This is a genomic window from Erythrobacter sp. A6_0 (genome assembly GCF_017744235.1).
Taxonomy (GTDB): Bacteria; Pseudomonadota; Alphaproteobacteria; order Sphingomonadales; family Sphingomonadaceae; genus Qipengyuania.
Genome location: NZ_JAGHQR010000004.1, coordinates 88,720 through 113,395 on the forward strand (window position 1 = coordinate 88,720; position 24,676 = coordinate 113,395).

Consider the following 24,676-nt stretch of genomic DNA (forward strand, 5'->3'; position numbering starts at 1 on the left):
GATGCAGGCTTTCTTCGAACGGATGAGGGATGCGCTCGCCGCGCATCCGCGGCTCGCCGCCCTGGGCTTCGGCCTGCTCGCCGCGACCGGGTTCCAGCCGCTTCATCTCTGGCCGCTCGCCATGGCGGGACTGGCCGGGCTGATCTGGATCGGCCGAAGCGCCGGTAACTGGCGTGAGGCGCTGCTGCGCGGCTGGCTGTTCGGGCTCGCCCATTTTACGCTCACCAACAACTGGATCGCCACCGCCTTCACCTATCAGGCGGAAATGCCCGCCATTCTGGGCTGGGCGGCAGTGCCGCTCCTGTCGGTCTATCTCGCAGTCTATCCCGCGCTCGCAGTGCTGGGTGCGCATCTCCTGGCGCGTGGCAAGCCGATCCCCGTCTGGTCGCTCGCTTTTGCGGGCAGCTGGATCGTGGCCGAATGGCTGCGCAGCTGGGTCTTCACCGGCTATGTCTGGGGGCCGCTCTCGCTGATGTGGGTGGGCCCGTTTGCGCGCCCCGGCCTCGCTCTGGCGCTTCCCTGGTTCGGTACCTATGCCCTGTCCGGCATGGTCGCGCTGGCGAGCGGGCTTGCGCTGTGGCTGCTTCGGGAAAAGCGCTATCTGGTGTTCGGCGGTGCAGCGCTGTTGCTGGCGCTGGGCATGTATCTGCCACAGCCCGCCGCACGCTCGTCGGACCTCGCGATGACGCTGGTCCAGCCCGATCTGCGTCAGGAGGTGCTCGACGATCCGAGCAATTTCGAGACGCAATTCCTGACGCTGCACCGCCTGTCGCAGCCCAATCGCGAATTCGACCGGCGGCTCGTCCTGTGGCCCGAATCCGCGGTTCCGGATTATCTGCGCCCCGGCTATCCCCAACGCTATTACGACCAGATGACCGTCGCCGGAGACCCGGTCTTCGCGCGCCGCCGGATCGGATATGCGATCGGGCAGGACAGTCTGCTGCTGACCGGCATGGTCGACCTCGAAATCGGCAGGGATGGCGATTACGAGCGCGCTGTCGGAGCTTATAATTCCATCGCGCCGATCGCGGCGGACGGCACGATCGGGCCGCGCTATGCCAAGGCGCATCTGGTCCCGTATGGCGAATATCTGCCGATGCGCGCCGTGCTCGAACCGCTCGGCCTGTCCCGCCTCGTCGCCGGATCGATCGACTTCATCCCCGGCCCCGGTCCGCGCACGCTCGATCTGGGCCGCTGGGGCAAGGCCGGGATGCAGATCTGTTACGAGATCGTCTTCTCGGGCGAGGTCGTCGATCCGAACGATCGGCCCGATTACATTTTCAATCCCTCGAACGATGGCTGGTTCGGTGCCTGGGGCCCGCCCCAGCATCTCGGCCAGGCGCGGATGCGTGCGATCGAGGAGGGGTTGCCGGTCCTGCGCTCCACCACCACCGGCATCAGCGCGGTGATCGATGCGAAGGGCGTGGTCCGCGATCATATAGGGATGCACCGGGCGGACCGGATCGACGGCTTCGTGCCGCAGGCGCTCGAACCGACCCTGTTCGCGCGCATGGGCCATGGGCTTACCGCGCTCTGGGCGATAGCTTTTCTTGCCCTTTCGCTGGTTGCGGCGCGCCTGTGGCGGCGCTAGGTAAGGGCAACACATAAAGCTATCTTTATATCGGAAACTTCCCCTTCCATCGGAGACCCCATGCGCAGCAATTACCTCTTCACTTCCGAAAGCGTTTCGGAAGGCCATCCGGATAAGGTCTCCGATCAGATTTCCGACGCTATCGTCGACCTCTTCCTCTCGAAGGACGCGGAAGCGCGCGTCGCTTGCGAAACCATGACCACCACGCAGCGCGTCGTGCTTGCCGGTGAAATCCGCTGCAAGGGAGTGTTCGAGAACGGTGACTGGGCAGAAGGCGCGCAAGAGGAGATCGAGAATGTCGTGCGCCAAACGGTGCGCGAGATCGGATACGAACAGGACGGCTTCCACTGGGAAACGCTGACCTTCGAGAATCACCTCCACGGCCAGTCGGTCGAAATCGCGCAGGGTGTCGATGCGGGTGCCGATGGGTCCAACAAAGACGAAGGCGCGGGCGATCAGGGGATCATGTTCGGCTTCGCCTGCGACGAAACGCCCGACCTGATGCCCGCGACGCTCGATTACAGCCACAAGATCCTCGCCCGCATGGCGGATGACCGCAAGAGCGACGCAGCGCCCTTCCTCGAACCCGACGCAAAGAGCCAGGTTACGCTGCGCTACGAGAACCACAAGCCGGTCGAATGCACCGCTGTTGTTGTCTCGACGCAGCATGCGCGCGGATACGACAAGGGCGACAAGGAGGCCGAGCTCAAGGCCTACGTCAAGAAGACGGTCGGCGAGATCCTGCCCGAAGGGTGGCTGACGGAAGAGACGGTCTGGCATATCAATCCCACCGGCGCCTTCGAGATCGGTGGGCCGGACGGGGATGCGGGCCTGACGGGCCGCAAGATCATCGTCGACACCTATGGCGGCGCGGCCCCCCATGGCGGCGGCGCATTCAGCGGCAAGGATCCGACCAAGGTCGATCGCTCTGCGGCCTATATCACGCGCTATCTCGCCAAGAACATCGTCGCCGCCGGCCTCGCGCGCCGCTGCACGATCCAGCTCGCCTATGCGATCGGCGTCAGCGAGCCGCTATCGCTCTATGTCGACACGCACGGGACCGCCGCAGGCGGGGTGACCGACGAAGGGCTGGAAAAGGCCATTCGCGGGATCGGCAAGCTCGGCGGCCTGACCCCGCGCGGGATTCGCACCCATCTGGGCCTCAACAAGCCGATCTACCGCAAAAGCGCCGCCTACGGCCATTTCGGCCGCGAAGTGACCGGCGATCATTTCCCGTGGGAGCGCACCGATCTTGTCGAGGATCTGAAGGCGGCAATGGGCTGATCCGGGACATTCGAGACAGGAAAAGGGCGGCCCGCGAGAGCCGCCCTTTTCATTGGTGCGTCACGCGTCAGGCGTAGGCGCTATCTTCGCGCAGCCACTGGCCGACCTTGCGGCCGAATTTGGCGATCGCGTTCATGTTGAAGAAGTGCATGGCTCCGAGCACCACCACGACGAGGCCGATCTTGCTCGACAGGAAAGTGATCGTCTGCGCGAGCGTTTCCGGCGCGGTGCCGTAGCGTAGCGTCAGAAGGATCCAGCCCAGATTGACGAGATAGAAGCCGACGACCAGCAGGTGATTGGTCGAATTGGCCAGCGCATCGTCGTGCCCGAAGCATTCCTTCAGGAAAACGATCCCATTGCGCGACAGAGTCCGCGCGACCCAGACGGTAAGGGCGAGGCTCACAGCGAGATAGATGAGGAAAGCGGGTACGAGATACATCTGGGTTCTCCTTTAATTTCTGAAATTAGAGAAATTGGGTAATGCGGAAAGGGCGTGGCCTCCTTTCTTCGGCGCGGGAAAATCAGTCGGTGTCGGCTGAAGGTTTGGTTTTGCCGCCGGGGATAAAGCGGGCGATCCGGCCACCGAGCTTCATGAGTGCGACAAGGGTGGGGCGCGGCAGGCGGCGCACATCGTCGTACCAGTTCGTCAGCGTGCCGAGGAATTCGTGCATGCGACCGATCCGTTCGTGGATATGCGGGGGCAGCTGGGTCCGCCCGTCGAGGCTTTCGGCCAGCTCGCCGAGGAGCTGGATCGTCGGATCGATCTCGCGCCGTTTGCGTTCGGCGGCGATCTTCATGAGCATGTCCCAAAGGTCGGTGTCGGCGACGAAATGATCGCGCCGATCGCCTTCGACATGGACACGACGGATTATCCGGTAGCTCTGCAATTCCTTGAGCCCGTTCGATACGTTCGAGCGAGCGAGGCCGAGACGGGTGCAGATCTCTTCGGCGGGGAGCGGCCGGTCGCTGAGATAGAGCAGGGCGTGCATCTGCGCGACCGAGCGATTGACGCCCCATTGCGTGCCCATTTCACCCCAATGGAGGATGAAGGAGCGGACTTCGGGGATGTCCATGAACGCGCTCATCGCGACTCGCCTTTCGTTTCTGTAATTACAGAAATAACGGCAGGGCCGAGTGAGGCAAGAGAAATTTCTCTCGCGAGAGAAATTAGCGTGGGTCGATGCTTCCCTGTCGCGGGCTCGGTTCGTCGAGCGCCAGATCCGCATCGGAAAAGCGGAACGGGCTGCGTATGCCGGGCACACCGTCCGGCGCGATCTTCAGCTCGCGGGCGCGCACTTGCGGATCGGCGAAGACGGTGTCGAGATCGTTGATCGGCCCGGCGGGAACCCCTGCCTCGGCACAGGCCGCCAGCAGCGCGTCGCGAGCCCACCCGGCGGTCTCTCCCGCGATCAGCGCGTCGATTTCAGCGCGGTGCGCAATGCGGCCTTCATTGCTGGCGAAGCGCTGATCGCCCAGCAAATCGTCCCGCCCGAGCAGGGTCAGCAATTTGCGGAACAGCACGTCATTGGCAGGTGCCAGCACGACCGGACCGTCCTGCGTCGGGAAGACGCCGTATGCGCTTACCTGGGCGTGCGCGTTCCCCATGCGCGGCGGATTTTTATCCGTGGCGAAATAGGTCATGGCCTGATTGGCGAGCAGGCCCACCGAACAATCGAGCAGGCTCATATCGATCCACTGGCCGGTCCCGGTCCGGTGCCGCATCAGCAGCGCCGCCTGCACCGCATTGGCCGACCACAAGCCGCAGGATAGGTCGCTGATCGACAGGCCATGCTTCATCGGATCGCCTTCCGGCTCGCCGGTCAGCGACATCATGCCGCTCATCGCCTGGATCACGAAATCATAACCCGGCTCGCTACGCCGCGGCCCGGTCTGGCCGAAGCCGGTGATGGAGCAATAGACGAGCGCCTGATGGGACGCGGACAGGCTCTCGTAATCGAGGTCGAACTTGCCGAGCGCCCCAGGCTTGAAATTCTCGAGGACGACGTCGGCTTCTGCTGCGAGGTTCTTCACCCTGTCGAGATCGCCAGCGTCGCGAAAATCCGCCACCAGCGAGCGTTTGCCGCGATTGCAGGCGTGGTAATAGGCGGCTGTGCGCTCGCCATCGTGCTCGATCCAGGGCGGTCCCCAGATGCGGGTGTTGTCGCCATCGGGGCTTTCGACCTTGATGACGTCCGCGCCCAGATCGGCCAGGATCTGCCCCGCGAACGGCCCCGCCAGCACGCGCGCCAGTTCGAGCACCTTCACCCCCGCAAGCGGCGCGTTCGGATTGCGGGGTGCGTCCAGCCAGCCGGTCACGATGCGCGTCGGATTACAGCGCGACTTCGTAATGCGCCGTGGTCTGCGCGGCGATATCGTCCGCGCTCACGCCCGGCGCCAGTTCGACCAGCTTGAACGGGCTTTCGTGATCCGCGCGCTGGAACACGCCCAGATTGGTGATAACCATGTCGACCACGCCCGTTCCGGTCAGCGGCAGCGAGCATTCGGGCAGGAACTTGGGCGATCCGTCCTTGGCCGTGTGGTCCATCACCACGATGATCTTCTTGACGCCTGCGACCAGATCCATCGCGCCGCCCATCCCCTTGATCATCTTGCCGGGGATCATCCAGTTGGCGATGTCGCCATTCTCCGCCACTTCCATCGCGCCCAACACGGTCAGATCGATATGCCCGCCGCGGATCATGGCGAAGCTGGTCGCGCTGTCGAAATAGGCGCTGTGCGGCAATTCGCTGATGGTCTGCTTGCCGGCATTGATGAGATCGGCGTCCTCTTCGCCCTCATAGGGGAAAGGCCCGATGCCGAGCATGCCGTTCTCGCTCTGCAGCGTCACATGCATGCCTTCGGGGATGTGGTTCGCGACCAGCGTCGGGATCCCGATGCCGAGATTGACGTAATAGCCATCCTCCAGCTCCTTGGCGGCGCGGGCGGCCATCTGGTTGCGGTCCCAGCCGGTGGCAGTCGTATCGGTCATCTCATTGGCCTTCATTCATGATTGCGGGCGCGTCGGAGCGCGGCGTGCCGGGTTTCCAGCGGTGGGTTTCGGGATAGACCTCGCCGATCGTGCCGGTGATGGAATCGCCGTAGACGGGGTTGGGAAAGGCGAACCAGCCTTGCCCCCAGAGCTGTGCGTAGTCACCCCGCGCGGCGAGAGTGCGGCGCGCCTGGACGCCGCGAGTGTCGTCGTTGAAGATATCGGCGAAGTCGCCAAGATTGTCGCCCGCCAGCGCGATTACGCAATACCGCTCGGCGATCAGGGCGCGCCGCCCGTCCTTGTCGCCGCTGTCGGTGCCGTCGTCGCCGCGCAGGAACAGGGTTTCGCGGTGAACCGCCTCGCCGAGGCCCGCCATGGCGATGGCGCGTGCGGCGCCTTCGGGGCTGTATTGCCGGTTGGTGTTGAAGACCGGGGTCACGCCCGCCGCGCGCAGGCGACGCAATCCCGTGACGGCACCCGGAACGGGAGAGACCTGCGCCGCGCCGGTGCGCTCCCACATCTCCCACGTTTCGCGGCTGTAGGTGTTGCCGGTGGCGAGAAAATATTCGTAGCCTTCGTTGAGGATCACCGTTTCGTCGACATCGAATACGATCGCCAGCGGCTTCGCGGTGCCATCGGCGCGGCGGCAGGATACGGTGCCGACACCATCAGCGACGTTTTGCGGCAAGCCCATCGCCACCGATCGAGCAGGCGCAGGCCCACGCGCCACGCTTTCGGCGTAATCGGCCAGCATGCGCCATGTCTGGATCGAGACGCCCGCCGCTTCGCCCGATCCGTAGAGCCAGCGCATCGAATCGGGCGCGGCGCTCTCCAGCGTGATCGCGGGAGCCGGTGCAACCGGCAGCTCGACCCCAGTCACGCTCTGCGCGCATCCCGCCATAGTCAGCGCCGAACCGGTCAGCGCCAGTGCCTTGAAAATCCGCTGCATCATCCCTCGCTCACGATTGGCGTCGCCAGAAACCATCCCCGTCCGATGATCGCATCGGAAGGGACGACCGCTTCCCGATCCTTGAGATACAGATAGAGTTCGTCGAAATCGGCGCGCTCATCACCCAGAATCGCGACGATACAATGCGTTTTCGCCTGCGCATCGCGCCGCGTCTGCTTGCGCTCGTCCAGCGAGCCCAGGACCAGAAGCTTGTCCGTTCCTTCGGGGTCGAGCCCGGTGCGGGCGAGAGCGGCGCGAATGGCTTCGGCGAAATTTTCGCCCAGACGAGTCTGCCAGGCGATGACGACGTCCTGCTCTCGCAAGCGTGTCAGGGCATCCACGAGCCCGGGATCGGTCTGGCTGTTGGCCAGCGGATCGAAGGCGTCGCGGCCCGGATCGAGATCGATCAGCACCATGGCGGGGCGTGCGCGACAGGCCGCGCGCTCGCTGTCGAACGCGCCGGGGGTTGCCAGCACGGCGCTGCGGGTGTCGGCGTTGGCAGGGCTGGCCTCGACCCGATCGAGCGCGTGCTGCGCGAAGGTCAGGAAAGTCTTGTCGCGAACGCCGATGTCGCGTGGGCTTGGGGCGGGAAGGGCGGTGAGGTCGGTCAGCACCACGGCCGTGTCATCCGACGAAGGGAGCGCGGCGGCTGTCGAAGGCGCTGGGGCGAGCGCGGCATTCGCCGGAGCGCGCGGTGCGTCCCGCTTGCCCTTGGCGATCGCGACGCCTGCTGCGGCAAACGGAGCGGCGGCCGCGACCACGCAACCTTGCAGCGCAAAAGCCGCGCCCGTCAGCGCCAGAGAGGACAGGACGCCCCGCAAGGTCAAGCCGCCTCGCGGTCTCGCGTGGTGACGAATTCGATCTTCTTGTCGTAGGGCGCGCCCACGATCAGGCGATTGACGAACACGCCCGGCAGATGGATCGCATCCGGGTCGAGCTCGCCCACGGGCACGATCTCTTCGACCTCGGCGACGCAGACTTTGCCGCAGGTGGCGGCGGGCATGTTGAAATTGCGTGCGGTCTTGCGGAATACGACATTGCCGGTCTCGTCCGCCTTCCAGGCCTTCACGATCGACAGATCGGCGAAGATGCCGCGTTCGAGGATGTAATTCTCTTCGTGGCCGTCCGGCCCCATGAAGCTTTTGACCTCCTTACCCTCGGCCACCTGCGTGCCGACGCCGGTCTTGGTGTAAAAGCCGGGAATGCCCGCACCGCCCGCACGCATCCGCTCGGCAAGCGTGCCCTGGGGACAGAATTCGACCTCGAGCTCGCCCGAAAGAAACTGGCGCTCGAACTCCTTGTTCTCGCCGACATAGGAGCTGATCATCTTCGCCACCTGCTTGGTGCGCAGCAGCATGCCGATCCCTTCATTGTCGATTCCGGCATTGTTGCTGGCGAAGGTCAGGTTCTTGACGCCCGAATCGCGGATCGCGACCAGCAGGCGTTCGGGAATGCCGCACAGGCCGAAGCCCCCGCTGGCGATCAGCATGCCGTCTTTCAGCACGCCATCGAGGGCGGCGGCGGCATCAGGGTAAAGCTTGTTCATCGGACCTCCGTTACGGCAAGGCGGTTTAGGACCATGGCGGGGCGCTGTCACCCCTGCGCAAAACGCGCGAGCAGAGCGACCTGTGCGGCAGAGTGTTGCGCTTCTTGCAACCATGAATGTTCTTTTCGCACTTGCACAATATTTGCTGCAAGCGCATATCGGTCATGCCTTTTCAGGCATCCTCTCCCAAGACTTAACAGCCCGGTTGGTTCGCCAGCCGGGCTTTTTTCTTGTTTGCATGCGTTGCAGGGTCTTTTCGTGGACCTTGCACGCCGTTCGCTCATTTGCATCGCGAGGGGCCGGTTCCTACCTGTCCCGCCAGTGACACGAATTGAGGACGGACCGAGCGAATGGCCGATGCGCAAGCTGCAGTCGAAGATAACACGGTGAGGCTGCAGGTTGCAGCGGCACGGCAGGAGGAAAGCGGGCAGGGGATAGCGCGCCTGCCGCGCACGGCCTTCCAGAAGCTGGGCATTACCGAAGGCGATGTGGTCGAAATCAAGGGCAAGCGCTCCACCGTGGCGATCGCCATGGCCGCTTACGACGAGGATCAGGCGCTCGACGTGGTGCGCCTCGACGGGTTGCAGCGGGCCAATGCGGAAACCGGATCGGGCGAACACGTCACGATCGCCTCGACCGAATCGCGCCCCGCGACCCGTGTCGTCTTCGCGCCCGCCAGTCGCGAAATGCGCCTGCAGGGCCCGGCGCAGGCGCTGAAGCGCAATTTCTTCAAGAAACCGCTGGTGGCCGGCGATCTCGTCGCCACCACGGGGCAGCAGCCGGTGCAGAACATGCCGCAGGAACTGCGCCGCATGGTCAATTCGCCCGCCTATGCGCTGACGCAGATCCGGCTCACCGTCGTCTCGACGTCGCCCAAGGGTATCGTCCATATCGACGAGAATACCGAGGTCGAGCTGCGCGCCGAATATGAAGAAGCCAAGGCGGGCCGCGCGGTCGTCAATTACGACGATGTCGGCGGAATCGAGGACACGATTCAGCAATTGCGCGAGATGGTGGAACTGCCGCTGCGCTATCCCGAACTGTTCACCCGCCTCGGCGTCGATCCACCCAAGGGCGTGCTGCTGCACGGCCCGCCCGGAACCGGCAAGACGCGGTTGGCCCAGGCGGTCGCGAACGAGAGCGATGCCAATTTCTCGATCATCAACGGCCCGGAGATCATGGGTTCGGGCTATGGCGAGAGCGAGAAGCGCCTGCGCGAAGTGTTCGAGGAGGCGAGCCGCAATGCGCCCGCGATCATCTTCATCGACGAGATCGATTCGATCGCGCCCAAGCGCGACCGCGTGCCGGGCGAGGCGGAAAAGCGCCTCGTCGCCCAGTTGCTGACCTTGATGGATGGCCTGGAATCACGCGCCAACGTGGTCGTGATCGCGGCCACCAACCGTCCCGACGCCATCGACGAAGCGCTACGCCGTCCGGGCCGCTTCGACCGCGAGATCGTGATCGGCGTGCCGGACGAGAACGGGCGGCGCGAAATCCTCGGCATCCATACCCGCGGCATGCCGCTGGGCGACAAGGTGGATCTGAAGGAGCTGGCGCGCACCACGCACGGCTTCGTCGGCGCTGACATCGCCGCGCTGGCGCGCGAAGCGGCCATCGATGCTGTGCGCCGGATCATGCCACGCCTCGATCTCGACGAGCGGACTGTGCCGCCCGAAGTGCTCGACGATCTCTATGTCAGCCGCGAGGATTTCATCAGCGCGCTGAAGCGCATCCAGCCTTCCGCCATGCGCGAGGTGATGGTGCAGGTCCCCAATGTCGAATGGAGCGATGTCGGCGGTGTGGGCGATGCGGTGGAGAAACTGAAGGAAGGCATCGAACTGCCGATGCGCAATCCCGAAGCCTTCCACCGGCTCGGCATCCGTCCGGCCAAGGGCTTCCTGCTCTACGGTCCGCCGGGCACGGGCAAGACTCTGCTCGCCAAGGCGGTCGCCAAGGAGGCGGAGGCGAACTTCATTTCGATGAAGAGCTCGGACCTGCTCTCCAAATGGTATGGCGAGAGCGAGCAACAGATCGCCCGCATGTTCCAACGCGCGCGCGCCGTGGCACCATGCGTCGTCTTCATTGACGAGATCGACAGCCTGGTCCCCGCGCGCGGATCGGGTGCGGGCGAACCGCAGGTGACGGGCCGTGTGGTCAACACGATCCTTGCCGAAATGGACGGGCTGGAGGAATTGCAGTCGGTCGTCGTGATCGGTGCCACCAACCGCCCGACTCTGGTCGATCCCGCGCTGCTGAGGCCGGGCCGGTTCGACGAGCTGGTCTATGTCGGCACGCCCGATCAGGGCGGGCGCGAACATATCCTCAAGATCCACACCCGCGACATGCCGCTGGCAAACGATGTCGACCTCGCCGATGTGGCGGGCAAGACCGAGCGCTTTACCGGCGCCGACCTCGAAGACGTGGTTCGCCGTGCGGGTCTCAACGCGCTGCACCGGGTGGGCCGCGAGGTCACCGAGGTGAGCAATCAGGACTTCGTCGAAGCGCTAGAGGATTCGCGCGCGACGGTGACGCTCAAGATGGAAGAGGAATACAAGAAGATGCGCGGCGAGCTGAAGAAGCGCGCGGCGGAAGCGGTGCCGATCGGCTTCGTCTACGAGGGCATGGTGGAAAGCACGCGCGAGCGGAAGCACGGGGAAGGATAAGTCTCTCCCCGACGGGGGGGCGACGTCAGCCTCCCGTCGCCCGCGCGTTCGCCGCCTCGACTTCGAGCCGGTGACGGATCAGCGCGCCAGGCATGTTGTTCTGAAGCCAGTGGAGCATGTGTTCGCGTACTTCGCAGCGCAGCGTCCACAGATCGTTGATGGTCGCGGCGCTCATCGCGAGGCGCAGCTCCACGCTTTCGGGATAGGCTTCGGTCATCAAGAGCGCCAGATTGCGCCCGTCATAGAGTTCGTGCGCCGTCACGAAACGTTCGAACTCCGCCCGAATCGGGGCGATCTCGGTCGCCGGGTCGAGGTGGAGAAAGACCGGGCCGGTCAGCTTCTCGCTGATGCGCGACCAGTTCTCGAACGTCCCTTCGAGAAAACGCACGGTGGGCACCACCAGCACCCGCTCGTCCCAGGTCCGGACCGTGACGAAGCTCATCCGGATTTCTTCCACGCGCCCGACCTCGCCGTCGAGCTTGACCATATCGCCGATGCGTAACGGCTGCGTCAGCGCCATCTGCAAGCCGCCGATTAGCGATTTGAGCGCCGGCTGGGCCGCCGCGCCCACGGCCAGCGCGGCGAGACCTGCGGAAGCCAGCATCGCGGTGCCGATATCGCGCACGCCCGGAATGTTCAGCATGATCAGCGAGACGGTGATGATGACGACGGCGACATTGACCGTGCGCGCCAGAATGGCGAGCCGCGTGCGCTGGGCGCGCAGGGCGACCGGATCTGCAGCGGCGTCGAACTGGCGCTGCAAGCCTTCGGAGATTCCCTTGACCGAAGCATAGAGCAGCCAGCCGATCAGGGCGGGCATGATGAAGCGGGCCGCCGCATCCCATTGGTCGCCCACCAGGGCGTCGCCATGAGCGGCAGCCGATATCGCGATTCCGAGCATGACCCAGCGCAGCGGGTTGCGCACGCGCGCCAGCATCGCATCGTCCACCATGTTGATCGAATGGCGCGCAACCCGACGCAGCACAGCCATCGCCAGCCAGTGCAGCGCGAGCGCTATCAGGACGGCACCGCCCAGCGTCACCGCGACTTCGATAAGCAGCTCGGTGTCGATCTGATAATTGCGTGGGTCGTAACGTTCGAACATCGCGTTTCGCCCTAGGCGGTGCGCAGGAGCGACTCAACCGGTTGCGGGCAGCTCGTTCTGCTGATCCTCGATGGGAAGTTCGATGGTGACTCGAACGCCTTCGGCCAGGAATTCGCGCTCGATCGATCCGCCGAACTGGCGCGAGGCGCTGGTCATCAGCATGCTGCCGAAGCCGCGCCGTTCGGGTTCGGTCTCGATCGCGTCGCCCTGTTCCTGCCAGACCAGCTTGATCGTATCGCCCACGCGCTGCCAATCGACCGCGATCGTCCCACCGCTGGCCCAGGCACCGTATTTGACCGCATTGGTGGTCAATTCGTGGAGCACCAGCCCAAGGGGTGTCACCTGCTTGGCCGGAAGGAGAATCTCGTCGCCCTCGATTTCCGCAGTTAATTTGCTGGAACGATAGGGGGCAAACGTCGTCTCGACGAGTGCGCGCAGCGAAGCCACCGGGCGATCGAGCTCGCCTTGCGAAACCTCGTGCGCGGTCAGCAAAGCGCGAACCCGTTCCGCTATCCCGTCGGTGACTTCTTTCGATTCGGGCTTGTCGCGACCGCTCAGCTGGATGATCGCCAGAACCACGGCGAACAGGTTCTTGACCCGGTGATTGAGTTCGCGCGCCAAAAGATCCGCTCGGTCGCGCGCTTCACCGAGTGCCACCGCCTGCGCAGCCTCGACCTCCGCGCGGGCGGTGCGGGCGACGAGGCGCGTCCCAGCTACGATAGAGCCGATCAGCAACAGCATCAGTGCGCCCAGAAGGGGGAGGACGCGGCCTTCCGCACGCGCGGTCTCTTCGGTGGCGTCGGACAGGAGCTGGAATTCGATCCGCTCCATTTCCCCGATCGCGCGGCGCAGACGCTCCATCGTTTCCTGTCCCTGATCGGACAGCATTTCGCGGCGTGCGTCGATCAGCCGACCGTCTTCGAGCAGCCGGACCGATTCGTCCATTTCGGCGAATTTCGACGTGGCGAGCGCTTCGATCTGATCGACCAGCTCGGTCTGGCGGCGCGTGGTTTCCTCATCTTCCATCGCGGTCCGCAAACGGCGCAGCGACGGATCGATCTGTTCGCGGCCGAACAGATAGGATTCGAGATACCGCCGGTCGAGCGTGATGAGATAGCCGCGCTGGCCGGTCTCGGCATTGACTGCCGCGCTCGACACGTTGCGCAATTCGAGCAGGATGTCGTTGGTGCGTTCGACCTGTTCGCGCTCGGCCCGCTCGCTCTCAATCGTCTGGAAGGCGACGACGATCAGCCCGATCATCGCCAACGCCATCAGGGCGAGCAGCGTGACATTGCCCCATTTGAAGCTGTTCCTGCGTCCGAGAAGATCGAATTTGGGCGTCAATGCGCAGCATCCCAGCTTGGCCCGGTCCCGATGTCGACGCCGAGCGGAACCGACAGCTCGACGGCGGGCAGGGCGGCCTCGGCCATCACGCGCTCGATCACCGGGCGGGCGGCCTCGACCATGCCCTTCGGCATTTCGAATACCAGTTCGTCATGCACCTGCAACAGCATCCGCACGCCCGATTGTCCGTCAAAGGCGAGTCCCTCGGCCTCCAGCGCGGGCATCATCCGCACCATGGCGCGCTTGATGATGTCGGCGCTGGTGCCCTGGATCGGCGCATTGATCGCCGCCCGTTCGCTGCCCTGACGTTCCGACTGGTTCTTCGACTTGATCCGCGGGAACCAGGTCTTTCGCCCGAACAGCGTCTCCGAATAGCCGCGGTCGCGCACCGTCTGAAGGGTTTCGGTGATGTAGCGCTGGATGCCGGGGAAGCGCTTGAAATAGGTGTCGATCATCGCCTGCGCCTCGTCGGGCTCGACCTTCAGGCGACCGGCGAGGCCCCAGCGCGAAATGCCGTAGAGGATGGCGAAATTGATCGTCTTGGCGCGGCCGCGCGTGTCGCGGGTCACTTCGCCGAACATCTCGCGCGCGGTGCGATCGTGAATATCCTCGCCCTGTTCGAACGCTTCCTTCAACGCATCGACCTCCGCCATATGCGCGGCGAGGCGCAGTTCGATCTGCGAATAGTCGGCGGCGAGCAGGATATTGCCGTCTTCGGGCACGAAAGCTTCGCGGATCTGGCGGCCGATCGCGGTGCGGATCGGGATATTCTGGAGGTTGGGATCGGTCGAGGACAGGCGACCGGTCTGCGCGCCGACCAGGCTGTAGCTGGTATGCACGCGGCCCGTTTCGGGATTGATCGCGGCCTGAAGCGCGTCGGTATAGGTCGATTTGAGCTTGGTAAGCTGGCGCCATTCGAGCACCTTGTCGGCAATCTCCGCCCCGTCGCCCGATAACCTCTCCAGCACGGCCTGATCCGTCGAATACTGGCCGCTCTTGCCCTTGCGCCCGCCCTTGTGGCCGAGCTTTTCGAACAGCACGTCGCCCAATTGCTTGGGGCTGCCGACCGTGAACTCCTCGCCCGCAAGCGCGTGGATCTCGCTTTCGAGGCGCGCGGTCTCGATGGCGAATTCCTCGCTCAGCTTGGCCAGCCGCGCCCGGTCCACCTTGATCCCGTGCCGCTCCATTTCGGCGACCACGGGGACCAGCGGGCGATCGACCCGCTCGTAGACACGGGTGCCGCCCTCTATGGAGAGGCGCGGCTTCAGCAGCGTGTGAAGGCGCAGCGTCACGTCGGCATCTTCGGCGGCGTATTCGGTCGCCTTGTCGATCGGCACTTCGCCGAAGGGAATCGCCTTCTTGCCCGTGCCGCACAGCTCCTTGAAGGTGAGGCAAGCGTGGTCGAGATGACGGCCTGCCAGCTCGTCCATCCCGTGACCGCCCCCGATCCCGTCGAGGCTGCGCCCGGCATCGAGCGCGAAGCTGATGATCATCGTGTCGTCGATGGGCGCGACGTGGATGCCGTGCCGTGCCAGGACGTTGAGATCGTATTTTGCGTTGTGCAGCACCTTCAGGACCGCATCGCTTTCCAGAAGCGGCTTCAGGGCACAAAGAGCGCTTTCGCGGGCGATCTGTTCGGGCTTTTCAGCAAACATGTCGTTGCCGCCGCCCTGCGTGACGATATGGCCCAGCGGGATGTAACAGGCGTCGTTGGGGCCCAAGGCCAGGCTGACGCCGACCAGGTCCGCCCGCATCGCGTCGAGCGCGCTGGTTTCCGTATCGACGGCCACGACCCGCGCGGCATGGGCGCGGGCGATCCAGTGTTCGAGCCGGTCCATGCTGGTCACGGCCTCGTAAGCGAAGCGGTCCACTGCAGGCATTTCGGGCGGGGGCTGACGATTGCCCTCGACCCCCGGGTCCGCGCCCTTGTTTTCGGGCTTCATGGGATTGAGATTGTTGGGCCGGTCGGGGCTGCCGCTACCCGTATCGAGGCGGCGCAGCAGGCTGGTGAAGCCATGCTGTTCGAGGAAGGCGGCGAGCGGTTCGCTCGGCACTTCGTCGAGCTTCATGTCCTCGAGCGCGACGGGAAGCGGGCAATCCTCCTTCAACGTCACGAGAATGCGGCTGAGTTCCGCATCCTTGCGATGCTCGATCAGCCGTTCCTTGAGCTTGGACTTCTTCATGTCCGCCGCCGAATCGAGCGCAGCGGTGAGCGTGCCGTTCTCCGCGATCAGCTTGCTGGCGGTCTTGGGGCCGACGCCGAAGATGCCGGGAATATTGTCCACCGAATCGCCCATCAGCGCCAACACGTCGCCCAATTGCTCGGGCGGGACGCCGAATTTCTCGACCACTTCGTCACGCCCGATGCGCTGCGATTTCATCGTGTCGAGCATGTCGATGCAGCCGCCGCTTTCGACGCCGGGTTCCAGCTCGTCATCGGCGCATTGGCCGATCAGCTGCATCAGATCCTTGTCCGAACTGACGATCGTGACATCCCAGCCCTTGCGCGTGGCGGCGCGGGCATAGCTGGCGATCATGTCGTCCGCCTCGACATCGGGCTCTTCGATGACCGGCAGCGAGAATGCGCGGGTGGCATCGCGAATCAGCGGGAATTGCGGCACCAGATCCTCGGGTGGATCGGGGCGGTTGGCCTTGTATTGATCGTAGAGGTCGTTGCGGAAGGAATGGCTCGACTTGTCGAGGATGACGGCAAGATGCGTCGGCCCGTCCGCCTTATGAAGATCGTCGGCCAGCTTCCAAAGCATGGTCGTATAGCCGTACACCGCGCCGACCGGCGTGCCTTCCGGATTGGTCAGTGGGGGCAGGCGATGATAGGCACGAAAGATATAGGCCGACCCGTCGACAAGATAGAGATGCTGTTTTTGCGCCATATTGCGCGAGGTCTAGCAGCGGGGCGAGGCGAAGGGGAGCGCTTTCGGGCGTCGAAATGAGGCCGAAAAAAGGCAGATTGCGACGAAATGGGGCGAAATCGCTTGCATCGTCACATTGTCGCCATTATTTAGCCATCGTGAGGCCACGAAAAGGGTTTCGCGGAAGCCCTGTCGGGTCTTCCAGTTTTACTCGCTGATCAAGGATTTCATCTTATGCGCAAGATCGCTCTTATCGCTGCCGCTTCGGCCGCTGCCCTGTCGCTCGCCGCTTGCTCGGAAGCCACCGAAGACGCCGCGTCCTCGACCGTCGAAAACGCCGCTGCCGACACCGAAACGAACCTCGAAGCCGCTGGCAACGAAATGGAAGAAGCTGGTGCCAACCTCGACGCCGCTGCTGAAGACGCCGCTGCCGAAGCCGAAGCCGAAACCACCGAAATGGAAGCCAACATCGAAAACGAATCGATGAACGAAGCGGCTGCCGACTAATCGGTCTGCAGCTCAGGCTGCAAACAGAAAGGGCGGTGCCTCGCGGCGCCGCCCTTTTTCGTGTCCGTGATGCCAGGTCTAAATCGGCGAGCGGTTATTCGCCGCCATAGGTCGCGTTGGCCCAGACCCGCCCGTCATTCGCGCGACGCTGAAATCCTTCGTATAGCGCGCCGGTGATGCTGTTGATGCGCATGTCGCGCTTGCGGCGCGCTTCCAGCTTGGCGCTGCGATTGCCGTTCTCATACGCCATCGAGGGGCTCTGCCCGGTCACATAGATCGCAGCGGCGATCGTGCGCCCGTCGGCTGTCTGGAACAGGCCGATATCGCTGGCCGTACGGCTCAACGTGCCGGTCTTGTGCGCCAGATTGGCGCTGCCCGGCAAGGCGGCGGACATCCGGTTCTTGCCCGTCGTGGTCGCGAACATCGCGCTCATCAGCACGCTGCGCGAAGACGAGCTGAGCCATTTGCCCTGATAGATACCCGCCAGCAGCTGCCCCATGGCGCGCGGCGTGGCGCTGTCGTTGACGTCGATCGAGGTCGCCGGGTCCGAACGGCCATCTTCGCGGATCAGCGTGGCGATATCGCGCGTCAGCATGAATTCGGTAAGCCCGGCCTCCCGCATCCAGCGATTGACGGCCGCCGGACCGCCGACGGCATTGAGCAGCGCGTCGGTGCAATCGTTGCAGCTTTTCGAAATCATCAGTTCGAGATGACGGCGGGCGGGCAGCGTCGCGCCGCCGCGTCCCGGCAGGCGCCATTCGCTGGACAGCGTCCATTTGCCCTGATCGACGCCCGCCAGATAAGTCGCGGCGATCGCGACCTTGCTCGTGCTTGCCAAGGGAAACCACTGATCGGCCATCACGCCGACTTCCTCGCCCGAGGACAGGTCGATCGCATAAACGCCGATCCGGCCCTGCGAGGCATCGGCGAGCCTTGCGATGCGCCGGGTGAGGTCGCTGTCGTAAGTGGCCTCCATGGTCTCGAGAGGCCGAACCTCGGTCCCGAGCATGGAATCGAACAGCGATTCGTATTCGGTGGCGGCGGCACCGGCACTGACCTGTTCGCCGACCGTGGGCGCGACCGACTGGATCTGCTGCGCCTGTGCCGGAAAGGCGAGGGCCATAAGCCCTGCCGCCAGCACGCTTCCGATGTTTTTCAGTCCCATGAGACCCCGATACCCCAATCAAGCTTTGCGTTTGCTTAATGCGGGGATGGTTCCCAAGGAACAACCGCTCCGCGACGAATTGTGGCGCGGAGCGGATCAGTTCATTGTTGCGGTGTTTTCAGACGCTTCGGCGAGCCGGAGCGTAGACCGCTCGTCGCGTCAGGCGGATGCGATCGCCTGTTCGATCTTGTCGGTCGGCTGGCCCGTCATCGTCTTGGCGATTTCACCCAGAAGGCGCTTTTCAAGCTCCGAATGGTAATGGTGGCGCATCTCGCCCAGCGTCTTGGGATCCGCGATCACGACCAGTTCCTCGATATCGCCCGCCACGCATTTCGAATTGAGCCATTCGGATGCCGCAGCGGCGTGCGCGAGTTCGTCGAGCTGGGTGCTGGTGCCCTTCTCGCGTCCGATATTGTCCTGGTGGCGAACGCCTGCGCTGTAATTGGTCGCCGAAAGATCGGGATGTTCCGCACGGTCGAGCTTGGGCTCCAGCGGGGCGCCAGAGTTGCGCATCACGCTGAAATTCTCGCCGTCGACGATGGCGACATGGGCATTCTTGGGAAGACGCATGGGGGTTCCTCTTTCTCGTTTTCGTGTCTGATCGCTCAACGGGCGAGAGCGCGAATGGCTCCGACATCGACGGGCCCTTCGCACGAGATTTGCGTAATTGCGCCCGCATGATAGCTAGGAGGGAAGAGTTCAGGCTTTCCCCCTTCGGAGACATATGATGACCCTTCGCCTTTCGCTGACCGCGGCGCTGCTCGCGACCGCCGCCACCGCGCCGGTCGCGGCTCAGGATGCGCCCATCGTGCTGCCGGGTGCGCCCGGTGAAGCCTCGCGCACCATCGATGCGCGCGAAGCGATCGCGATCACCGGCGTCAGCTATGCGCCGGGCGACGTGCGCTTCATGCAGGACATGATCGTCCACCACCGGCAGGCGGTCACGATGGCGGAACTCGCCAAGACCCGTGCGAGTGACGATCGCGTCAAGAAGACCGCGGATCGCATTCTCGCCAGCCAGGCGGACGAGATCGACTTCATGCGCGAATGGCTCGAAGCGCGCGGCGAAAGCGTGACAGGCCCCATGATGATGGGCGCTTCCGATCACGAGGGACACGACCTTCATGCCGGGCACGATCTGATGCAGGGCATGGCGAGCGCGGAGGAAATGGCGGAGCTGGCCACGCTGTCGGGCAGCGCCTTCGACCGCATGTTCCTCGATCTGATGGTCGAACACCATCAGGGCGCGGTGGCGATGGTCGAAACGCTGCACCGTTCGCCCGGCACCGCTTACGAGCCGACCGTGTTCGAATTCACCAACGAGGTGGTCACCGATCAGAACGCCGAGATCGGGCGGATGAACGCGCTGCTCGCCATGCTCTCCAATGATCCGCGCGCCACGCTGGCTGCGGGTTTCCGCGATGCGGGCGAGGCGATTTCGAATATGCGGCTGGTCGCGGCTATGCCGAAAGCCGCCGGGTTCTTCGACCCCGACAATCCCGCCCAGCTCCAGCCGCTGATCGAGGACGAGAGCGAGGTGGAAGCCGAGGCAAGCGCCGATGGCGAGGATCGCGAGGAAATCCTCGAAGGCGAGGAGAAGGAGCCGCGCTTCGGCCAGCGCGGATCGCTGCTCACCTTCTGGTCCACCGACATGGCGTTCAAGGACGATCTGCTCATCACCGGCAGCTATCACGGCTTCAATATCTATCGCCTCGGCACCGACGGCGTGCCGAACCTCGTCAGCTCGACCGTATGTCCGGGCGGGCAGGGCGACGTGTCGGTGGTCGGCGACCTTCTGCTGATGAGCGTGCAGGACAGCCGCGCGCGGCTCGATTGCGGGCTCGGCGGGGTCGAGGGACGGGTGAGTGACGAACGCATGCGCGGACTGCGCATCTTCGATATCTCCGACCTCATGGCGCCGCGCCAGGTCGGTGCGGTGCAGACCTGCCGGGGCAGCCACACCCATTCCGTCGTCAGTGCCGACGCGTCCCGCGTCGTCGTCTACAATTCGGGCACGTCCTACGTCCGGTCCGACGAGGAACTGCCGGGCTGTTTCGAAGATGGAGGCGACGGAACAGCTCTCTTCAGCATCGACGTGATCGAAATCCCGGTCGCCGATCCGGGCGCGGCCCGGCTGGTCGGCAGCCCGCGCGTCTTTGCGGAAGGGAACAATATCGCCGGCCTATGGCGGGGCGGCGACCATGGGGAGGGGACGCAGGATACGCGCGTGACCGATCAGTGCCACGACATCACCGTTTTCCCGTCGAAGAACATCGCCGCGGGCGCATGTTCAGGCAACGGGATCGTGATGGACATCTCCGACCCGCTCAACCCCAAGCGCATCAGCGACGTGACCGACGAAGGCTTCGCCTACTGGCATTCGGCCACTTTCAACAACGACGGCAGCAAGGTGGTCTTCACCGACGAATGGGGCGGCGGCACCCGCCCGCGCTGCCAGGCGGGCGATCCGACGAATTGGGGCGCCGATGCGTTCTACGCGATCGAGGACGGAAAGCTGGTTTATCGCGGCACGTACAAGCTGCCCGCGCCGCAGGGCGAGAAAGAGAACTGCGTCGCCCATAACGGGTCGATCGTCCCCGTTCCGGGCCGCGATATCTTCGTCCAGGCATGGTATCAGGGCGGCATCAGCGTGATCGATTTCACCGACGCGACGAACCCGTTCGAAATCGCCTATTTCGACCGTGGGCCCGTGGACGCGGACCAGCTGGTGACCGCAGGTTACTGGTCGGCCTATTGGTACAAGGGCCGCATCTATGCGACCGAGATCGCACGCGGGCTCGACGTTCTGGCGCTGGAGCCGAGCGAATATCTGACCGCCGAGGAAATCGCCGCGGCCAGCGCCGCCAGCTATCCGGGCGATGTCTTCAATCCGCAGACCCAGACCGAAGTCACCTGGAGCGAGGATCAGATCCGCGCAGCCGAAAACAGCCGCTTGGGCGGTTGAAAGGGGCGCGGCTGAAGAGGAAGCTGGCGGGGCACCTCAACGGGCGCGTCGCCGCTTAGTTCAATCGACGGGTGGGGTCGCCAGCTCGATACGGTCCCGCCCGCTATTCTTGGCGCGATACAAGGCCTCGTCCGCGGCGCGCAGTGCGCTGCGGCGGTCCGGAAACGCGAAAAGGTCCGCGATCCCGCCGGAAAAGGTGATCATGCCGAGCGACTGGCGGGTCGTCCGGTTGATGAAGGGCCGGTTGGACAGCTTCGTGCGGATCGCGTCGAGATTTTCGCGCGCTCCCTCGAGCGAGAAGCCGCGATAGACGACGACGAATTCCTCGCCGCCATAGCGCACGACCTGGCAATCCTCGCCGGCCCCTTCGGCCAGCGTACGCGCGACCATCTGCAGAACCCGGTCGCCGGTATCGTGGCCGTGAATGTCGTTGACCGGCTTGAAATTGTCGATGTCGCAAAAAGCGATCGCGACCGGTTCGCGCTCCTTCTCGTCGGAACCGTCCCAATCGACATCGCGGGCGTCGCTCCACAAGCGTTCGAGCATCTCGTCGAGCGCGCGGCGATTGGGGAGACCGGTCAGGTGATCGATATTCGCGACGCGCTGCGCCTCTTCCAGATCGCGGCGCAGCGAAATCGCCTCGCGCTCGCTGCGCTGCATCTTCTCTTCCGCCAGCTGCGCCTGTTCGCGGATCGCGCGGGTCAGTTCCGTCACACGGCCGAGCAGCTCCTCCGCCGTCTCCTGAGAATCGATCTCCTCTGCCTCTTGCGCGTGGGAGTTCATCGCCTCCCGGTAATCGGCGACTGCGGTGCAGGCATCGCGGGCATTGGTGGCGAAGGCCTCGATGGAATTCTGGAGATTCGACGCCATCCTGTCGACCTCGGCCCGATCCTGTTCGTTACGGCCGTCGTCATAGGCGAGCGTGTCGAGCCATTGCTGGGTAATCGGTTCGCCGCGATCCTTCATGGCCGCCGTCAGCGCGGCGAATTCGGGTTGCTCGCCCGAACATATCGCATGCGCGCGAGCGAGATTCGCAGGGGTGATGTCCAGATCGTTCCCCGTCAGGAACGTCCCGATTTCGTCCATCAGGATTTTGCTGGGCGAGCGCTCTATGGTCGGGGCCGGGGCCGGGACCGCAGCGGGGCTCGGTGACGAGATTTCGCAAGCGGTTTTCTTCTTCGGCGCCTTGCGGGCCGATCGGGCAATTTTTGTGGGAGGTACCGCCTGCTCCGCCTCTGGCGGGTTATCCTCGCGCGTTTCCATAGGAGGATCGCCATGCTCCTCCGCCTTCCGCTCGGAGAGGAAGTCGTGGACCGTGATGCCCGATTTTCGGCGGAGGGCGCCGGAATGGTTCACTACGCAATAGTCCAATCTTCGCTGACTAGAAGGCGCTGCTCGCGATGAGCTGGCACGGTGTTAGCGAGCATTAGTGAAGAACGTCTCAATGCGAGCGCTAAGTAATTTTACCCAGCCAATGGGGAACGATCTTGCGTTCACAACGAAAGGGCCCGGCGGGATCGCTCCCGCCGGGCCCTCTTTAGATCCGGTGTCGGATGGGGGAGGGCTTAGAAGCCCATGCCGCCCATGCCGCCGCCCATGCCACCCATGTCGGGCATGCCGCCGCCGCCGGAATTCTTGTCTTCCGGCTTGTCGACGATGGCCGCTTCGGTGGTGATCAGCAGACCGGCGACAGACGCCGCGTTCTGCAGCGCGGTGCGCACGACCTTGGTCGGGTCGATCACGCCGGCCTGGACCAGGTTCTCATACGTGTCGGTCGCGGCATTGAAGCCGAGCGTTTCGTCGTTGCCGTCGAACAGCTTGCCCGACACCACGGCACCGTCATGGCCGGCATTGGACGCGATCTGGCGGACCGGAGCGGTCAGCGCACGGCGCACGATGTCGATACCGCGCGTCTGATCGTCGTTCTCGCCGGAAAGGCCCTGAAGCGACTTCGAAGCGTAGAGCAGCGCAGTGCCGCCGCCCGGAACGATGCCTTCTTCGACGGCAGCGCGGGTTGCGTGCAATGCGTCGTCGACGCGATCCTTGCGCTCCTTCACTTCGACTTCGGTGGCACCGCCGACCTTGATCACGGCAACGCCGCCGGCGAGCTTGGCGAGACGCTCTTGCAGCTTCTCGCGGTCGTAATCGCTCGAGGTGTTGTCGATCTGCGTGCGGATTTCCGAAACGCGGGCCTTGATGTCGCCCTCGTCACCGGCACCGTCGACGATGGTGGTGTTGTCCTTGTCGATGGTGACGCGCTTGGCTTCGCCGAGCATGCCGAGCGTGACGTTTTCCAGCTTGATGCCGAGATCTTCGCTGATCATCTCGCCCTTGGTCAGGATCGCGATGTCCTGCAGCATCGCCTTGCGACGATCGCCGAAGCCCGGAGCCTTGACCGCAGCGACCTTCAGGCCGCCGCGCAGCTTGTTGACCACGAGGGTGGCCAGCGCTTCGCCTTCGATGTCTTCAGCGATGATCAGCAGCGGACGGCCCGACTGGACGGCCGCTTCGAGCACCGGAAGCATCGACTGGAGGTTCGACAGCTTCTTTTCGTGGATCAGGATGTACGGATTTTCGAGTTCGACCGTCATCTTGTCCGGGTTGGTGATGAAATAGGGGCTCAGATAGCCGCGATCGAACTGCATGCCTTCGACGGTTTCGAGCTCGAATTCGAGACCCTTGCTCTCGTCGACGGTGATCACGCCTTCCTTGCCGACCTTGTCCATGGCTTCGGCGATCTTTTCGCCGACTTCACGATCGCCATTGGCGGAGATGATGCCGACCTGGGCGATTTCGCCCGAGCCCGACACGTCCTTGGAACGGCTCTTGAGGTCCGCGACGACCTTTTCGACAGCGAGGTCGATGCCGCGCTTCAGGTCCATCGGGTTCATGCCGGCGGCGACCGACTTCATGCCTTCGGTCACGATCGACTGGGCGAGCACGGTGGCGGTGGTGGTGCCGTCACCCGCCGCGTCGTTGGACTTGGAGGCGACTTCCTTGAGCATCTGCGCGCCCATGTTCTCGAACTTGTCCTTGAGTTCGATTTCCTTGGCGACGGTGACGCCGTCCTTGGTGATGCGCGGAGCGCCGAAGCTCTTGTCGATGACGACGTTGCGGCCCTTGGGACCGAGCGTCACCTTGACGGCGTTGGCGAGGGTATCGACGCCGCGCTGAATGCCTTCGCGCGCGTCGCGGCTGAACTTTACGTCCTTGGCTGCCATGTTGGTTTCTCCTGGATTGAATGAATTGGAAAGAAAGCGTCAGGGTTCGGCGATCAGCCGAGGATCCCCATGATGTCGCTTTCCTTCATGATCAGCAGGTCTTCGCCGTCGAGCTTGACCTCGGTGCCCGACCACTTGCCGAACAGGACGCGGTCGCCTGCCTTGACGTCGAGCGGGGTGACGGTGCCGTCATCGGCCTTGGCGCCCGAACCGACGGCGACGATTTCGCCTTCGCTGGGCTTTTCCTTGGCGCTGTCGGGGATGATGATGCCGCCTGCGGTCTTCTCGTCGGCTTCGATGCGACGGACCAGAACGCGGTCATGCAGTGGACGAAATGCCATGATGTACCTCTTTCCTGTTCGAAAGGTTTTGAATTGCGTGTTGGCACTCACGCTGGGAGAGTGCCAGCGGCGCGCATATGTGGACGGGGCGGTGCAGTGTCAACGACTCCGGCGGCAAAAATTCTGCGGCTTTCGG

20 protein-coding genes are annotated in these 24,676 nt (G+C 64.1%); 5 read left to right on the top strand and 15 right to left on the bottom strand.

Annotation, left to right across the window (positions count from 1 at the left end; genetic code table 11):
• The first annotated feature begins 1 nt into the window (after position 1).
• Both lnt and metK read left to right on the top strand, forming a co-directional pair.
• Positions 2 to 1,591, top strand: a complete 1,590-nt coding sequence (lnt, locus tag J7347_RS11630; RefSeq protein ID WP_209162263.1) for an apolipoprotein N-acyltransferase — start codon at positions 2 to 4, stop codon at positions 1,589 to 1,591.
• A 60-nt stretch (positions 1,592 to 1,651) separates the two neighbouring features.
• On the top strand, positions 1,652 to 2,875 hold the full coding sequence (gene metK, locus J7347_RS11635) for a methionine adenosyltransferase (RefSeq protein ID WP_209162264.1): 1,224 nt from the start codon (positions 1,652 to 1,654) through the stop codon (positions 2,873 to 2,875).
• Positions 2,876 to 2,942: 67 nt separating this feature from the next.
• Here the strand turns inward: metK and J7347_RS11640 are convergent, their stop codons facing one another.
• The 7 genes from J7347_RS11640 to J7347_RS11670 form a co-directional block, all read right to left on the bottom strand.
• Positions 2,943 to 3,314 carry a hypothetical protein gene (locus J7347_RS11640; protein ID WP_209162265.1) on the bottom strand — a complete coding sequence of 124 codons (372 nt, stop codon included), beginning with the start codon at positions 3,312 to 3,314 and terminating at the stop codon, positions 2,943 to 2,945.
• 82 nt (positions 3,315 to 3,396) lie between these two features.
• Entirely contained in the window at positions 3,397 to 3,960 is a 564-nt protein-coding gene (locus tag J7347_RS11645; RefSeq protein ID WP_209162266.1) for a MarR family transcriptional regulator, read from the bottom strand.
• Positions 3,961 to 4,042: 82 nt separating this feature from the next.
• On the bottom strand, positions 4,043 to 5,191 hold the full coding sequence (locus J7347_RS11650) for a CoA transferase (RefSeq protein WP_209162267.1): 1,149 nt from the start codon (positions 5,189 to 5,191) through the stop codon (positions 4,043 to 4,045).
• Positions 5,192 to 5,204: 13 nt separating this feature from the next.
• Positions 5,205 to 5,864 (bottom strand): CoA transferase subunit B, encoded by a 660-nt coding sequence (locus J7347_RS11655; RefSeq protein ID WP_067680320.1) that lies wholly within the window; start codon positions 5,862 to 5,864, stop codon positions 5,205 to 5,207.
• A 1-nt stretch (position 5,865) separates the two neighbouring features.
• Positions 5,866 to 6,816, bottom strand: coding sequence for an HAD family acid phosphatase (locus tag J7347_RS11660; protein WP_209162268.1), 951 nt, complete (start codon positions 6,814 to 6,816; stop codon positions 5,866 to 5,868).
• Positions 6,813 to 7,640, bottom strand: a complete 828-nt coding sequence (locus J7347_RS11665) for a hypothetical protein (RefSeq protein WP_209162269.1) — start codon at positions 7,638 to 7,640, stop codon at positions 6,813 to 6,815. Before J7347_RS11665 ends, J7347_RS11660 begins: the two co-directional genes overlap by 4 nt.
• The gene (locus tag J7347_RS11670) at positions 7,637 to 8,359 is read right to left on the bottom strand and encodes a CoA transferase subunit A (protein WP_209162270.1); all 723 of its coding nucleotides are present in this window, start codon (positions 8,357 to 8,359) and stop codon (positions 7,637 to 7,639) included. The genes J7347_RS11665 and J7347_RS11670 overlap by 4 nt, the downstream gene beginning before the upstream one ends.
• A gap of 350 nt (positions 8,360 to 8,709) precedes the next feature.
• On the opposite strand from J7347_RS11670, the gene J7347_RS11675 reads away from it, so the two are divergent.
• Positions 8,710 to 11,022, top strand: coding sequence for a CDC48 family AAA ATPase (locus tag J7347_RS11675; protein WP_209162271.1), 2,313 nt, complete (start codon positions 8,710 to 8,712; stop codon positions 11,020 to 11,022).
• A 25-nt stretch (positions 11,023 to 11,047) separates the two neighbouring features.
• Here the strand turns inward: J7347_RS11675 and J7347_RS11680 are convergent, their stop codons facing one another.
• From J7347_RS11680 to polA, 3 genes are read right to left on the bottom strand one after another with little or no spacing between them, the layout of a single operon-like run.
• On the bottom strand, positions 11,048 to 12,127 hold the full coding sequence (locus J7347_RS11680) for a mechanosensitive ion channel domain-containing protein (protein ID WP_209162272.1): 1,080 nt from the start codon (positions 12,125 to 12,127) through the stop codon (positions 11,048 to 11,050).
• A 33-nt stretch (positions 12,128 to 12,160) separates the two neighbouring features.
• Entirely contained in the window at positions 12,161 to 13,471 is a 1,311-nt protein-coding gene (locus tag J7347_RS11685; RefSeq protein ID WP_209162273.1) for a CHASE3 domain-containing protein, read from the bottom strand.
• Complete coding sequence (gene polA, locus J7347_RS11690) at positions 13,468 to 16,362, bottom strand: DNA polymerase I (protein ID WP_209162274.1); 2,895 nt, start codon at positions 16,360 to 16,362, stop codon at positions 13,468 to 13,470. The genes J7347_RS11685 and polA overlap by 4 nt, the downstream gene beginning before the upstream one ends.
• 213 nt (positions 16,363 to 16,575) lie before the next feature.
• Here polA and J7347_RS11695 point away from each other — a divergent pair, with 213 nt between their 5' ends.
• Entirely contained in the window at positions 16,576 to 16,848 is a 273-nt protein-coding gene (locus J7347_RS11695; protein WP_067680270.1) for a hypothetical protein, read from the top strand.
• Between the two features lie 94 nt (positions 16,849 to 16,942).
• On the opposite strand, the gene J7347_RS11700 is transcribed toward J7347_RS11695, so the two are convergent.
• Entirely contained in the window at positions 16,943 to 18,013 is a 1,071-nt protein-coding gene (locus tag J7347_RS11700) for a serine hydrolase (RefSeq protein WP_209162275.1), read from the bottom strand.
• A gap of 159 nt (positions 18,014 to 18,172) precedes the next feature.
• Complete coding sequence (locus J7347_RS11705) at positions 18,173 to 18,583, bottom strand: host attachment protein (protein WP_067680275.1); 411 nt, start codon at positions 18,581 to 18,583, stop codon at positions 18,173 to 18,175.
• A 154-nt stretch (positions 18,584 to 18,737) separates the two neighbouring features.
• Here J7347_RS11705 and J7347_RS11710 point away from each other — a divergent pair, with 154 nt between their 5' ends.
• Entirely contained in the window at positions 18,738 to 20,978 is a 2,241-nt protein-coding gene (locus tag J7347_RS11710; RefSeq protein WP_348521618.1) for a DUF305 domain-containing protein, read from the top strand.
• Positions 20,979 to 21,038: 60 nt separating this feature from the next.
• Here the strand turns inward: J7347_RS11710 and J7347_RS11715 are convergent, their stop codons facing one another.
• The 3 genes from J7347_RS11715 to groES form a co-directional block, all read right to left on the bottom strand.
• Positions 21,039 to 22,064 carry a GGDEF domain-containing protein gene (locus tag J7347_RS11715; RefSeq protein WP_082851331.1) on the bottom strand — a complete coding sequence of 342 codons (1,026 nt, stop codon included), beginning with the start codon at positions 22,062 to 22,064 and terminating at the stop codon, positions 21,039 to 21,041.
• Between the two features lie 479 nt (positions 22,065 to 22,543).
• Positions 22,544 to 24,199: a chaperonin GroEL gene (gene groL, locus J7347_RS11720; protein ID WP_209162276.1), complete on the bottom strand. Its 1,656-nt coding sequence runs from the start codon at positions 24,197 to 24,199 to the stop codon at positions 22,544 to 22,546.
• A 53-nt stretch (positions 24,200 to 24,252) separates the two neighbouring features.
• On the bottom strand, positions 24,253 to 24,540 hold the full coding sequence (gene groES, locus J7347_RS11725; RefSeq protein ID WP_209162277.1) for a co-chaperone GroES: 288 nt from the start codon (positions 24,538 to 24,540) through the stop codon (positions 24,253 to 24,255).
• Between the last annotated feature and the right edge of the window lie 136 nt (positions 24,541 to 24,676).